The sequence below is a fragment of the Bacteroidota bacterium genome (genome assembly GCA_016714535.1).
Lineage (GTDB): Bacteria > Bacteroidota > Bacteroidia > AKYH767-A > OLB10 > JADKFV01.
In genome coordinates this window covers 358,209-373,028 of the sequence record JADKDR010000006.1, presented here as the reverse complement: position 1 = coordinate 373,028, position 14,820 = coordinate 358,209, and the positions used below count along the sequence as shown (strand labels likewise).

11 protein-coding genes and 1 pseudogene are annotated in these 14,820 nt (G+C 39.8%); 7 read left to right on the top strand and 5 right to left on the bottom strand.

The features are described 5' to 3' along the window. The first annotated feature begins 69 nt into the window (after window positions 1-69). From IPO27_11025 to IPO27_11010, 4 genes are all read left to right on the top strand, one after another. Window positions 70-1,653, top strand: coding sequence for a hypothetical protein (locus tag IPO27_11025; GenBank protein MBK8847042.1), 1,584 nt, complete (start codon window positions 70-72; stop codon window positions 1,651-1,653). A gap of 7 nt (window positions 1,654-1,660) precedes the next feature. Further along, a complete protein-coding gene (locus tag IPO27_11020) occupies window positions 1,661-2,695 on the top strand; it encodes a hypothetical protein (protein MBK8847041.1) in 1,035 nt (344 codons plus the stop codon). A 79-nt stretch (window positions 2,696-2,774) separates the two neighbouring features. Continuing rightward, entirely contained in the window at window positions 2,775-3,599 is an 825-nt protein-coding gene (gene murI, locus IPO27_11015; GenBank protein ID MBK8847040.1) for a glutamate racemase, read from the top strand. Window positions 3,600-3,759: 160 nt separating this feature from the next. Further along, window positions 3,760-4,257, top strand: a complete 498-nt coding sequence (locus IPO27_11010) for a polysaccharide deacetylase family protein (GenBank protein MBK8847039.1) — start codon at window positions 3,760-3,762, stop codon at window positions 4,255-4,257. A 159-nt stretch (window positions 4,258-4,416) separates the two neighbouring features. Here IPO27_11010 and gldA read toward each other — a convergent pair whose 3' ends face one another. The 5 genes and pseudogenes from gldA to lpdA all read right to left on the bottom strand — a co-directional run bounded on the left by gldA (window position 4,417) and on the right by lpdA (window position 11,163). Further along, complete coding sequence (gene gldA / locus IPO27_11005; protein MBK8847038.1) at window positions 4,417-5,334, bottom strand: gliding motility-associated ABC transporter ATP-binding subunit GldA; 918 nt, start codon at window positions 5,332-5,334, stop codon at window positions 4,417-4,419. 90 nt (window positions 5,335-5,424) lie between these two features. Further along, a complete protein-coding gene (locus tag IPO27_11000) occupies window positions 5,425-8,313 on the bottom strand; it encodes a sodium-translocating pyrophosphatase (protein MBK8847037.1) in 2,889 nt (962 codons plus the stop codon). A gap of 239 nt (window positions 8,314-8,552) precedes the next feature. Continuing rightward, window positions 8,553-9,359, bottom strand: a complete 807-nt coding sequence (locus tag IPO27_10995; protein MBK8847036.1) for a class I SAM-dependent methyltransferase — start codon at window positions 9,357-9,359, stop codon at window positions 8,553-8,555. A gap of 6 nt (window positions 9,360-9,365) precedes the next feature. Further along, the gene (gene rbfA / locus IPO27_10990; protein MBK8847035.1) at window positions 9,366-9,758 is read right to left on the bottom strand and encodes a 30S ribosome-binding factor RbfA; all 393 of its coding nucleotides are present in this window, start codon (window positions 9,756-9,758) and stop codon (window positions 9,366-9,368) included. An 11-nt stretch (window positions 9,759-9,769) separates the two neighbouring features. Continuing rightward, window positions 9,770-11,163: pseudogene (gene lpdA, locus IPO27_10985) on the bottom strand (dihydrolipoyl dehydrogenase). 475 nt (window positions 11,164-11,638) lie between these two features. On the opposite strand from lpdA, the gene IPO27_10980 reads away from it, so the two are divergent. Genes IPO27_10980 through IPO27_10970 form a run of 3 tightly spaced genes read left to right on the top strand, consistent with a single transcriptional unit; the run spans window position 11,639 to window position 14,817 of the window. Then, the gene (locus IPO27_10980) at window positions 11,639-11,992 is read left to right on the top strand and encodes a hypothetical protein (protein ID MBK8847034.1); all 354 of its coding nucleotides are present in this window, start codon (window positions 11,639-11,641) and stop codon (window positions 11,990-11,992) included. Window positions 11,993-12,018: 26 nt separating this feature from the next. Then, a complete protein-coding gene (locus tag IPO27_10975) occupies window positions 12,019-13,686 on the top strand; it encodes a hypothetical protein (protein MBK8847033.1) in 1,668 nt (555 codons plus the stop codon). Between the two features lie 36 nt (window positions 13,687-13,722). Then, window positions 13,723-14,817, top strand: a complete 1,095-nt coding sequence (locus IPO27_10970; GenBank protein ID MBK8847032.1) for a hypothetical protein — start codon at window positions 13,723-13,725, stop codon at window positions 14,815-14,817. The last annotated feature ends 3 nt before the right edge of the window (window positions 14,818-14,820 follow it).

The window sequence follows — 14,820 nt, the reverse complement described above, 5'->3', positions numbered from 1 at the left end:
TTGAAAAAAAGTATTGTTTGATGAAGGATAATTTTCAACTTTTGCAAAAACTCTAAATAAATTTAAAAAATGAAAAAATTGACTCTGATACTGGTATGCCTGCTTGTAACGGTAACCATGTATGCGCAACCTGCTGGCACTAAAGTTACATGGGGTACTGTTGAAAAAACATTAATTCTGGCCTGCGAAGTACTTACCAGTGATGAGACAGGCTATTATGCCAAAGTAAAGTCTGTAGATGGCATGGCACTAACCGATGAGTTGATGAAACTTGATAAGGATTTTAAACAGCAGTCGTATTATGCTTTCGAAAATAAGAATGAAAAAACCAAGCTGCATCAATACTTTACCGGTTATTATATTGTGGCAGGCAAAGCGTATTGCATGTATTATGTGGCCGATGATAAGGCAAAAAAATCGCGCTTTGAGGTTATTACTTTGGACCGTAATACCATGAAACCTATTGGCGAGCCTAAAGTAATTATGGACTTTCCATTCGAGAAAAAAAATAATTCAGGTGACTTCTACTGTTATCAGTCAAGCGACAAAACCAAGTTCCTTGTTATAGGTGAGAAGCCCCAGCAAGATAATGAAGACGAAAACTTTTTTATGAAAGTGATGGATGCCGATCTAAATACCTTATGGGATAAAGAAGTAAAATGGAAATATAATGTTGATCTTTTTGTACACGAAGATTGGAAAATAGATAATGACGGAAACACCTATCTGCTGGGCAAATTATATAAAGATGAAAATAAAAAAGGAGAACAGAATTTTTCTTATCGTATCATAAGCTTTAGAGATAAGGGTGCTCAAAAATCTGATTTTGAAATCAAAATCAAAAATGGACAGTTTGTAAAATCGGTTTCGTTTGCCACAGGAAAAAATAATGAAATAGTAGTTGGTGGATTTTATGCCAAACCCGAGCAGTCGCGCAGATCAATTGATGGTTGTTACTATATGCGCATGAATACCGTAAATGAGGAGGTGCTCGTGAGTACGATTAAAGAATTTGATGTGGAGTTTGTTGTAAAAGGTATGTCGCCCAATGCTGCTGAGCGCGCTCGCAAGCGCGCAGCCGAAGGAAAAGATCTGGATATAAAGAATATTAAAATGCGCCCGCTTGTGATGAAAGAAGATGGAGGGTGCATAATTATTGGTGAAGAAACCGAAATTAACCTAGACATCTCTTTAAGCAATATGGTAGCCAAATCAAGTGGCGTAGCTGCTTCTAGGGGAAGCTTTTACTATGGAGATATTATTTCGGTAAACATTGCGCCCGATGGTAAAGTTTTGTGGGCAAGTAAATTGCCTAAGGTGCAAAGCACACAAGATGACAATGGTAATTACTCATCATTTGCAGCAGCAGCAGTAAAGGACAAGGTTTATTTCTTTTACAACGACCATGTTAAAAATACCATTGATAAAACATACGATGAAATCTACCGTATGCAACTTAATAGAAATGGAGCATTTGTAATGGTTACACTTGATAACAGCGGTAAGTTGAAACGCGAAGAAATTATCAATCTTGATGTAGCCGAAACGGCCATTGTTAGTCAATCGTGTAAACAAATTGAGCCTAACAAAATTTTTATCTATGGCAACTGGATGAAGAAGCAACAGTTTAGCACCATTGAAATTACTAATTAATAGAATTATGAAGTTTGTTAAAGCCTTCTTGTTGGCATTTGTCTTACCCATTTTAATTTATGGTCAAAATACATTGTGGGAACTAACCAAGTACGATTGGACTCAAATAAACAATCGGCAGTTAGTTGTAATCCTAGAACAAGAGGAACAAAATGTTATTGATTCGATTTATAAATGGGAAACAAATGATAGTGCTATGGTCGAATTTTATAGGTCGGCAATTGCCGATTTTAATGATGCTTTGCGTGAAAAAGTTACCGAATTGTGGCCGTTAAAAAATGCTCCTGTTAGATTTGAAAACAGGGCATTTATAGAAAGCACTCCTAAAAAGGAGCGAGCCAACTATATGATATTATGTGGTACTGGTTGCATCTTTGAAGGGGTGCGTAAAGAGTACATTACCCACATGCCCTGGAATAATATTCTACGTGCCGAGATGAAAATTTCGCGTGAGCCAAACTTCCTGGTGCTTTTAGAAATATATGAAATGGAACAATTACATGAGTCGACAGCAGTGCCCAACTTTAGTTATTGCACATGGCGGTACATACCACGCAAGCATGATGTTGGCATGTTTATACAAGCAGCCTTTGATATATGGAATCGACTGGTAAAGGACAATTTTGAGTTGACTAACAATTACCTCTACACACAGGTATCATTATCTAAGCGTGCACTAAAAAATAAAACTTTGTTGATGGTAAAGCAGGATATGGAAAAACCACTGACGGACGAAGAGATAAGACAAGTGTATCCTTTTCCATATAAGATAGTGAGCGACCGTTTTGCTTTAATGGAAATTTTAGAAAACGAAGAGCTAAATAAATATGCTGTTCTCGAACTTCAATTAGATGCAAATTCCAGTTTTTTTAAAGTGTTTAATCTCAATGTTTGGGATGCTGCCACCGGGCAGTTACTTGGAACCTCCGAAAAGAATAAGCAAAAGCTAACACCCTATACACTGGAACAAATTACCCAATCGGTAAATGGCGAAAACGAAACATTGCTTGAGCGTGGAGTAAACAAACTGATTACTAAATAATAATTAATCAACAACTTATAACATGATTGGGCAACAATTGATTTTATATCTTAGAATATATTCTTAAAATTGCTGCTTGATGAAACCTGATAACGTAAGTGCAAATAATCCGATAGGGATTTTTGATAGTGGAATAGGCGGCCTCACCGTTGCCAGTGCCATTCATACCTTAATGCCTAACGAAACGCTCATTTATTTTGGCGACACTGCTCACTTGCCTTATGGCGAAAAGTCGGCAGCTGCTATTAAAAGTTATTCCTTACACATTGCCGATCTATTGTTGAAACACAAATGCAAGATGATTGTAATAGCATGCAATACGGCCTCGGCCATTGCATGGCAAACGGTAAGGGAGCATGTGGCCGGTAGTGTAGAGGTAATTAACGTGATTGATCCGGTGGTTGAAGATGTATGTAGTCTGAATCTGAAACACATTGGTGTTATTGGTACCAATAACACTGTAAAAACAGACATCTATGCAAAAAAAATAATGGCACGAAATAAATCACTTCAGGTTTCGAGCCTTGCTACACCCTTGTTGGCACCAATGATTGAAGAGGGATTCTTTAACAACAAAATTTCGAAAACCATCATACACGATTATTTATCGCGAGCGAAGTTAAAAAACATCAAAGCGCTCATTTTAGCTTGCACGCATTACCCTCTAATAAAACCTGAAATAGAAAGTTATTATAAAAGCAAAGTGCACATAATTGATTCGGCTATGATTGTCGCTGCTTTTGTTAAGGAGCGATTGAAAGCTCAAAAGCTCTTGAATTCAGGTAAAGTGCGTAAACACCATTTTTATGTAAGCGACTATACCCAATCGTTTGAACAAAGTACCCGTTATTTTTTTAAAGGAAGAATTAAATTGGAAGAAATGAACATATGGAAATCATTTTAATGTGCCGAATTGGATATCCGTTGATAAACTAATAGCGTAATGGGAATGCGAAATACAACACATGCGATTTTGCAAATAGCTTATCCGGGAATTATTACACATATGAACGGGAAAGCGAAAAAAACTTTTCCTCACTTTTGATCTTGGACCACATCCCGAAATTACACCATGGGTACTCGAAACTTTGGCGAAGTATAATGCGCAGGCAACACTTTTTCTGGTTGGGAAAAATGCAGAGCGGTATCCCGACCATGTGCAACGTATACTATCACAGGGACACGCAATAGGAAATCATACCTACGATCATTTGAACGGCTTTGAAACCAGCGCAGCTAACTACCGCGATAATATTAATCAAGCGGCCGCAATTTTTCCATCTTCATTATTCAGGCCACCGTATGGTAAAATAACCCCATGGCAATACCGGTTTTTGCGCAGTAAGTATAAAGTAATTTTGTGGGATGTGCTGAGCCGTGATTATGACTCCCAGTTGAATGAAAAAGAGTGCATTGCCCTAGTAATTAATAAAACAAGAAATGGAAGCATCATTGTAATGCACGATAGCGAAAAGGCAAAGGCACGGTTAATGGGCTGTCTGCCAGCCGTATTAAATTATTATAGTAAACGTAATTTTACTTTCGATAAAATTGAGTTCTGAGATTTTTGCTTTCCCTTTGCACCTTTTATCATGTTGCAGATTTTTACAAACATGGAGTTTGTGAAGTGGTAATTTTTTTCTAATATTATTTTTGAGTTAATGTATGATGTGTAATTGTGGCTATAGGGGAAGAAAAATCTAAAAGATTTTTTAACCGCATCAACTATTCTTACCGGTTAATTGCCTGAAAACATCTTCCAGGTTACGCTCTTCCATTTGCATGGACAAAACCGTGTTCCCGGTTTGTACTGCATAGTTGAATAAATCACTTCGTATATCATCATAGTTAACAGAAGTAATTTTGTATTTGTTCCCCTCGGTAAGCATTGCATTCTTGATGCGCTTATTAGCTAAGAGCTCCTTTACCGAAATAGGTTTTCCAAACTCAACCAGAACCACGGCCTCAGGTGCGCCTTGCTTTTGCACATTTTCGGTACTATCATCAGCCACTATATTTCCTTTATTAATTATCACAATACGATTACAAAGCGCTGTTACTTCCTGCATGATATGTGTGCTCAGAATTACCGTTTTTTCTTTTCCCATATCTTTTATCAATTGGCGTATTTCAACTAATTGATTAGGATCAAGTCCAGAAGTGGGCTCATCCAAAATTAAAACATCGGGGTTGTGAATAATGGCCTGTGCCAACCCTACACGTTGTCTGTAACCTTTGCTCAGTGCTCCAATCTTTTTGTGTTGTTCCAATTCAAGACCAGTTCGCTCTATCATTTCGCTAACACGCTTATTAATATTACCATTCAGGTTGTACATACCGGCCACAAACGATAAATATTCTTTTACATACATTTCAAGATACAATGGATTATGTTCTGGCAGATAACCAACGCATTTTCGTACTTCCATGCTCTGTGTGCCAACATCTTTACCATTTACGGTGGCGTGTCCATCTGTTGCAGGAATGTAGCAGGTAAGAATTTTCATCAAGGTGCTTTTGCCGGCACCATTGGGGCCAAGCAAGCCAACCACCTCGCCCTTATTAATGCTCAGGCTGACCTTATTAAGCGCTTTTTGGGTGCCATACAATTTAGTAATATCTTTTATATTAACCGACATTTTTGTTCTCGAAAAATTAAATCAAAGGTAAATAAAAAGCCCCAACGAATGTTGGGGCTTTTTTCTTATTTTGTGTGTACTGTGTAATTATTACTTCTTGTATGTTTCTACCGAAAATTCAATAGACACATCATTGCCAACCATCGTACCTTCTTCTCCAACTTTAAAATCTGTACGTTTAATTGCAGTAGTTCCGTTAAAGGTATGTGCCCAACTGCTATCATAAGAATTTTGCATCGCTCCGGCATAATTAAAAAACAAATCAACCTTGCGAGTAACATCTTTTATAGTAAGATCACCATTGGCAACATAGGTATATCCTTGGCGCTCACTGTTGCGAATTCCGTTAGCTTTAAAAGTAAGATATGGAAATGCCCCTGCATTGAAAAAGTCAGCTTCTTTCAAATGTTCATCACGCTTTTCTGATTTGGTATCAATGGTGCGAATATCTCCACGAGCATAGATTGCTGATGTTGACAGATCGCCTGTTAAATCTATCCAACCACTATCAATAGCAATAGTCCCTTTGGCATCGGTGAGTAAGTGACGCAACTTAAAATCAACAAAGGAGTGGGTTACATCAAATTCGTAAGTACCTTTTAACGTTGCATCTGAAAGAGAAGCAGTAGCAGCTGAGATACCTTTGCATATTTTTAGGCACTCAGCTTTTTCCTGGCTTGAGCATCCCATGCTGTCGCAATAGGCAGCACACTCAGCAGCCGACATATTTTTGCATTTTTCAACATCGCATTTCATTTCGTTATGGCAGCAGGCCTCATCTTTACCTTCACAACAAGCATCGTCATTCATGTGTCCTAATAGCGGTGCAAGGGTAAGCCCTACAAGGCAAGTGAGCTTTATCAGAATATTCATAGAAGGACCACTCGTGTCCTTAAAAGGATCACCTACGGTATCACCAACTACGGCTGCTTTGTGTGGTTCTGATTTTTTGTAATAAGTCTCGCCATTTATTAAAACGCCTTTTTCGAAAGATTTTTTTGCATTATCCCAGGCACCACCGGCATTGTTTTGAAATATTGCCCAAAGTACTCCACTAACAGTAACTCCGGCCATGTATGCTCCAAGTGCTTCGGCACCCATAACTAATCCAACAATGACAGGGCTAACTATGGTAATTACACCAGGCAACATCATTTCGCGAAGAGCAGCTTTTGTGCTTATTTCAACGCACTTGCTGTACTCCGGTTTGCCTGTACCTTCCATAATTCCGGGTATCTCCTTAAACTGTCTGCGTACTTCATTCACCATATCCATAGCTGCCTTGCCTACACTGTTCATGGCAAGTGCACTGAATACAACAGGTATCATTCCTCCAATAAATAAGGCTGCAAGAACCTTAGCATCAAAAATGTTGATTCCTTTAATGCCTGTAAATGTTACGTAAGCAGCAAATAACGCCAGTGCTGTAAGTGCAGCAGAGGCAATGGCAAAGCCTTTGCCAATGGCCGCGGTAGTATTTCCAACCGAATCAAGGATGTCCGTTTTTTCGCGCACATCAGCTGGCAACTCACTCATCTCAGCTACACCGCCTGCATTATCAGCTATAGGGCCAAAGGCATCTATAGCAAGTTGCATAGCAGTATTGGCCATCATGGCACTTGCCGCAATACCCACACCGTAAAATCCTGCCAAAGCATAAGCACCCCAAATAGCTCCTGCAAATAAAATTACCGGTAAGGCTGTACTCAACATACCTGTACCCAAACCAGCAATAATGTTGGTAGCTGCTCCTGTGGCTGACTTTTGCACAATGCCCATCACAGGCTTATTGCCTAAGCCAGTGTAAAATTCTGTTATATAGCTTATTGCAGCACCAACAAACATTCCAATTACAACAGCATAAAATACATTCATGCTAGTAGTGGTCATGGAGCCAAATTCGCCCTCACTAAAAACCTGCATGGTCATTTCTGCAGGCAACATCATTTTTATAAAAAAGAATGCAGCTGCCAAAGAAAGTAAGATAGAAGCCCAATTGCCGCGATTAAGAGCTGACTGCACCGTGTTCGTATCGGCTTTGGCAGTATCACTTATATGCACTAAGAAGGTTCCAATAATAGAGGCAATAATACCTACAGCAGCTATGCTTAAGGGCAAAAGAATGGGTCCTATTCCGTTAAAAGGAATGGAACTGAAATCGGCCCCGGCAGCAAGCACATCTCGTATTAAATAATTACCAAGTACCATGCTGGCAAGCACGGTGGCCACATACGAACCAAATAAGTCGGCACCCATACCGGCAACATCGCCAACGTTATCACCTACGTTGTCAGCAATAGTTGCAGGGTTGCGTGGATCATCTTCGGGAATTCCGGCTTCTACTTTTCCAACAAGATCTGCACCAACATCGGCAGCTTTGGTATAAATACCACCGCCTACCCGGGCAAAAAGTGCAATAGACTCTGCTCCAAGCGAAAATCCGGCAAGCACTTCCAAAACGCGGGTCATTTTTACATAGCCATCTGCGGTCATTGTACCTTCCATAAAGTGTTGGTAGAAGAATATGAATAGCATGCTAAGACCTAGCACAGCAAGTCCTGCTACACCTAGGCCCATTACCGCACCACCGGTAAAAGAAACACGCAGTGCTTTTGCTAAAGAAGTTCGCGCTGCCTGTGTGGTGCGCACATTGGCTTTGGTAGCTATACGCATACCAATAAATCCGGCCAGGGCACTAAAGAAGGCGCCAATTACGAATGCTGCAACAATTAACGGATGCGAAGATTCGACCATTGTACTTAGCCAACCCAAAGCAGCTCCTGCAATTACTACGTAAATGGCAAGAATTCGGTACTCGGCCTTTAAGAAAGCCATGGCTCCTTCTGCTATATAGCCTCCAATTTCTTTCATACGCTCGTTTCCGGGATCCTGATCGCTCACCCAACGGGCCTTAATAAACATGTAAATAAGTCCCAGTACTGCAACAGCCGGAACCAGATAAAGAACATTATCCATCATATATTCAAATAAAAAAATTATATAAGTTTTGGTATCTGTTTAGGGGTAAAAAGTACCCTTTAAAAAACGAAGGCGCGAAATTAACTAATTATTACGGAATGACAAATTTTGAGAATTGGCCAGTTGCAGGTTGATTTTTAAACACTATCTTAAAAATACTGTATAAGCATGACATCTAACTAAGAATAAACAGAAAAAACGCTCTGCAAGGTGTGCGAGCCACTCAGTCAAAAACATGTTTACTTCCAGGCTTTAACAATAAGGCCAGTTCCTGTGGCATGTTTGCCATTGGTATCGGCCCAATTAAGCAAATAGCAAAATGGATAAACCAGTAAGTAGTAAAAAGGAACAATTAGAAAAAACAATTTGCTAACGCCAAGCAACTGTATTGGCCATTTCATGGATAGACGCCACGATATTTTGCCTGGAGTGCCATAACTGTACAATGCTTCTATTTTGCTAAAGCCGGCTTTCGTAATTTTATCTATTATATCCTGCATGTTATATCCATCTCGCACATGTTCTTCAATAAAGGAGGCGTCTTCTCCTTCGTGTACGTCACTTCCTCCCTGGTCGCTAGGGGTGCTAATCAATAGCATCCCGCCTTTTTTTAAAGAAGTGCAATAATTTCTGAAGCAGGCATTATCATCCTCTATATGTTCCATCACATCTACACAAAGCACCAAATCAAAAGTATCGGGTTGTTGGTATTGTGTAAGGTCGGCAACAACGAATGTTACGTTATTGGTATTAAGCTTTTTAAAAAAATTATTGCAATCAGCTACTTGTTCGTCTTTTACATCAGCCGCCACAATTTTGTAATCATGGTTCATCTGATGCAGGTAATAACTGTATTGTCCGAATCCGGCACCGGCATCAAATATTTTTGTTGCCGCAGGATTGTTTTTCTTCCATAATTTTAACTCACGGTGAATATGCCAGCAACGCAGCAACAGTAAGTCAAGCAGCTTGTAAAAAAATATTCGTAAGCCGGTACTCTTATTAAAAACATTGCCCAGTGCGCGCTTTATAGGATCGTAATGCATGGTTTGTTAAATTTCTTCGTTATAGTCTTTTTTGTTGGTTTTGGTTTCTTTAGGCACCACGATATCTTTCATAACACGATCAATATTTTCTACATAATCCAGTGATTCATCCAGAAAAAATTCGAGGTCCGGAATATGATGAATGGTATTGCGCATGCGGATACCAATCATCCTGCGAATTTCACCTTTTGCTTTTCGAATAGACTCAAGGGTTCCTTCGCGATTATTTTTTTGCAGAATACTTATATACACACGAGCAATACCAAGGTCTGGCGTTACTCGCACTCCAGTTACAGTTATAAACGAATTGCCATAAATGCTTTTTCCTTCGTGAATGAAAATGTCGCCTAAATCTTTTTGAATAGTTCGTGCAAATTTTTGTTGTCGTGTGCTGTCCATGTTTTGTATTGTTAGAGGTGAATGGGGCTATTGTTCCATGCTGCAAGGGCTGCTTCTTTAATAGATTCGCTGTATGTTGGGTGAGGATGACAAATGCGGGCTAAATCTTCAGCACTGGCACGATACTCCATCGCTACGGTTGCTTCAGCAATCAAATCTGCGGCACGAGGGCCAATAATATGTACACCTAAAATTTCATCAGTTTGCTTATCGGCCAATATTTTTACCAATCCATCTGTATCCATACTGGCACGTGCGCGTCCACTTGCTTTAAAAGGAAAATTCCGCTTTTATAAGAAACGTTTTTATTTTTTAATTCTTCTTCAGTTGCGCCTACAGTTGCTACCTCAGGCCAGGTGTATACTACACCTGGTATTAAGTTGTAATTAATATGTGGGTGTTGACCAGCCATGCGCTCGGCCACAAATACTCCTTCTTCCGATGCCTTGTGAGCAAGCATCGCACCTGCAACCACATCGCCAATTGCATAGATGTTTGCAGTGGTTGTTTGCAGGTTCTCATTCACTTTAACTCGTCCCTTTTCATCCGTTTCTACACCCGCTTTATCAAGTTCAAGTCCTTCGGTATATGGCTTGCGACCAACCGAAACCAGACAATAGTCGCCCTCAAAATTTACTGCTTCTCCCATTGAATTTTCAGCTGAAACTATCACTTTTTTACCCTTGGCAACTGCGCTTGTTACTTTGTGTTTGTAGAAAAACTCAAACCCTGTTTTCTTTAGTGTTTTTTCAAGTTCTTTCCCCAATACACTATCCATGGTGGGAATGATGGAATCCATGTATTCAATAACCTGAATCTTGGTACCTAAACGAGCATATACCGAACCTAACTCTAACCCAATGACCCCTCCGCCTATGATGATCATTTTTTGCGGAATTTCTTTCATCTCCAATGCTTCCGTTGAGGTTATAATCTTTTTTTTATCAATGGGAATGTTGGGTAAGGCAGCTGGCTTACTGCCAGTAGCAATTATAATATTTCGTCCTTCTATTTCATGTGACGATTCAGCGACTGTTATTTTAACCTTGGTAGGCGATAAAAATGAAGCATGTCCATGAAAAAGATCAATCTTATTTTTTTTTACAAGATACTGAATGCCTGCCACTGTTTGGCTAACTACTCCTCGCTTACGCTCAATCATTTGATTAATATCAGCTTCAAGTTTTTGAAGCTTTATTCCATGAGCACCAAAATGATTTTTGGCATTATAAAAGTGTTCGCTACTATCTAGTAGCGCCTTCGAAGGAATGCAGCCAACGTTAAGACAAGTGCCGCCCAGCGCTTCGTAACGCTCAATAAGAGCAGTCTTCATGCCTAATTGAGCACATCTTATGGCTGCAACATAACCTCCAGGACCTGAACCAATAACTATACAATCAAACATAACTTTTCTCGTTAAATCTCACTTTCAACCTTGGTTGAAAGAGGCCGCAAAGTAAATGTAATATTGGCAAACCGCAAAGACCACCATTCTGTAAGAGGTTAGCCTTCAAAATAGTATTACCCATGTTAATGAGTTTCCTGTTTAATTTATTTTGATTACATAACTTTTCTTCTATTGAACAAAGAGCCATAAAAAACCTTAAATTGTAAATTGTTTTATTAAAATTTTTGCTGCAACAAAAATAACACTGCACATATTTTGACTTTTACTAGACTATTTGTAAAAGATCATCAATAGATTTTATAAACGTTTAATCTTTCAGTCTAATAAAGGGACTAAACGCCAACAATAATATGTTCAACATTTTTTGGTGATTACCATAAGGCGAATTACTAATCCTTTTTATATTGCGCTCACAAAGTCTGATGTTAAATCAGGTACCCTTAGTGTTGATTAAATTTTAATTTCATTATTTATGTTGAAAAAATTAAACAAAAAATTTTTTTTAGTGGCTATTTTGGCTTTTAGTTTATTTGCTGTCAGTGCTGTTATAAACCCTGTTCAGGCGCAGCAAGCAAACACTGTAAAGCTTGTTACTACCGGAGCAAACGATTATGTTGTAAAGGTGTATGCACCTGCAATTTATCAAAAAATTTCAGGTGTTTCTCAATCTTCGTTTCAGAAGAAGTATAAATCGATTGACGGCATAATTTCTATTAATAGAAATACGCAAGACTATTTCACTATTAAGCTTACAAAAACCAACGGAAAGGCTGTGTTAAAGCAATACTTTAAATTAACCGCTGCGCAGGTTGCCATTCTTCCTTAATTAACAAAAAATAAATTTTTAAACTGATGATAAAAAAAATATTCATTCTGTGCTTTTTAATCTGCTGCATAAGTTTTTTAAAAGTGCATTCGCAATGTGCGATATTAGGCAACAAAACCATTACATTGATATCCGGTGGTGGCAATGGTACTAGTGGTTCTCCCTATACAGTTGGAGCCGTTATTCAGGTTTGTGTTACTGTAGATTCTTTTATTCAAATTAACACCAATTGGTTGCATGGTGTTTATCTGACGGGGTTACCACCCGGGTCCATCGTAAATCCAGGCACTCCGGTTCCCGGCTCTCCATGGATGTGGGATAGTATTGGTTGCAATAGCCGACCAAAGGGATGGTATTTTGATGAGGATGCGGATGATGACCCTTGTAGTAATTTTGGAGATCAACTTTGTGGTGATGATTTGGGTGGGCCTTGTGGTTTAACCTTTTGTTTTGCTATTACACTTGGCTCAAATGTTGGCTCTTCTCAAATAAATGTTAAAACAACAGGTGATGGCACAACTGGTAGCTGGCTAGATTCCGGATGTGATGACCCGGCAGTTAATGTTGGTGCTCCAATACACTTTGGTGCTTCCATAACTTGTCCTTCTCTTACATTGGCACCGGGTGTAACAATTACTGATAACCCTTGTGGCGCGGGTTGCGCGCCTATCCGAACCGGAACTATCAATACAAGCGGTGCCGGATGTCCATCAGGCTCTACCTTAAGATGGTTTACAAATGCAAGTACGACTACCGGAGGCGTAACTACGCTTCCAACTTATTCTGCAGGGCAATCTTATCATGCACGTTGTCTTTGTGATGCTAATAATAATGTTATTAGTCCGGTTACAACCATTACAGCAGCATCCCAATGTCCAATTGATATTATTCCGCCAACTATAACCTGCCCGGCTAATGTAACTGTTTCAGGATGTTACGCAAATCAGGCAGATGCCATTGCTGCTATACCGGCAGCCGATACTTCTTTGGTTGCTGCTTCCGATATGAATGGTCCGGTTGTGATAACGCATGTTGGAGATGCTAATCCAATTAATACTTCCGGATGCGCCTATATAGTTCAAAGAACATATAGAGCTACGGATTTATGTAATAATTTCAACGAATGCAATCAGCTTTATACTGTTTACTTTGGCTGTTCTTACACTACAACATGCTCGGCAATTGCAAACACGCGATGTTCAGCTCCTTTTAATGGTTCTGTTACGGTTATAACAGATGCCACTTCTCCTTCATATCTTTGGAGTAACGGGAATACAAATGCTAGTCAGAATGCACTGGCGTCTGGAACATATACGGTTACGGTAACAGATGGGGTGAGTGGTTGTACTTCTTCTTGCTCAGCAACTTTAGCAAATAATTTAGTTAATCCTGCGGTTATTTGTTCTTCTACAGATAATACATTATGTGTTGGCGCAAACGGAAGTTTAACAGCAACAGCAACAGGAGTAAGTTATTCATGGAGTAACGGCTCAACCAATGCTAGCCAGAGCGGTCTGTCAGCAGGAACATATACTGTTGTGGTAACGGATTTAGTAACAGGATGTACAGCATCATGTACAGCAACAATTGCAAGTAATACTAGTAACCCAACGGTTACTTGCAGCGGCACAAACAATACAAACTGTGTGCAACCCAACGGAAGTGTAACAGCCTGCAACCCAACGGAAGTGTAACAGCAACAGCAACTGGAGTAAGTTACTTATGGGATAATGGCGCAACCACATCAAAGCCAAATAGGCCTTACAGCCGGAACATATACTGTTGTAGTAACGGACTTAGCAACAGGATGTACAGCATCATGTTCAGCAACCGTTGCAAATAATACAAGTAACCCAACGGTTACATGTAGTGCCACAAACATCACTAGCTGTTTGCAGCCAACCGGAAGTGTAACAGCCACTGCAACTGGAGTAAGTTATTCATGGAGCAACGGCTCTACCGATGCAAACCAAAGCGGTCTTGCTGCTGGAACGTACACAGTTATGGTAACCGATCAGGCAACTGGTTGTACTGCAACATGTTCAGCAACAGTTTCTAATAATACGGTTAACCCAACCGTTACCTGTTCTTCTACAAATAATACATTTTGTGTAGGTTCAAATGGAACCGTTTCAGCAACTGCAACAGGTGTTAGCTACATGTGGAGCAATGGCTCAACCGATGCTACCCAAAGCGGCCTTGCTGCTGGAACGTATACAGTTATGGTAACCGATCAGGCAACTGGTTGCACTGCAACATGTTCAGCAACTGTTTCTAATAATACGGTTAGCCCAACCGTTACTTGTTCTTCTACAAATAATACATTTTGTGTAGGTTCAAATGGAACCGTTTCAGCAACTGCAACAGGTGTTAGCTACATGTGGAGCAATGGCTCAACCGATGCTACCCAAAGTGGCCTTGCTGCTGGAACGTACACAGTTATGGTAACCGATCAGGCAACTGGTTGTACTGCAACGTGTACTGCAAATGTTTCTAATAATACGGTTAGCCCAATCGTTACTTGTTCTTCTGCAGACAATACGTTATGTGTTGGTGGAAATGGAACCGTTTCAGCAACTGCAACAGGTGTTAGCTACATGTGGAGCAATGGCTCAACCGATGCTACCCAAAGCGGCCTTGCTGCTGGAACGTATACAGTTATGGTAACCGATCAGGCAACTGGTTGTACTGCAACATGTACTGCAACTGTTTCTAATAATACAGTTAGCCCAATCGTTACTTGTTCTTCTACAGACAATACGTTATGTGTTGGTGGAAATGGAACCGTTACAGCAACAGCAACAGGCTTAAGTTACTTGGGATAATGG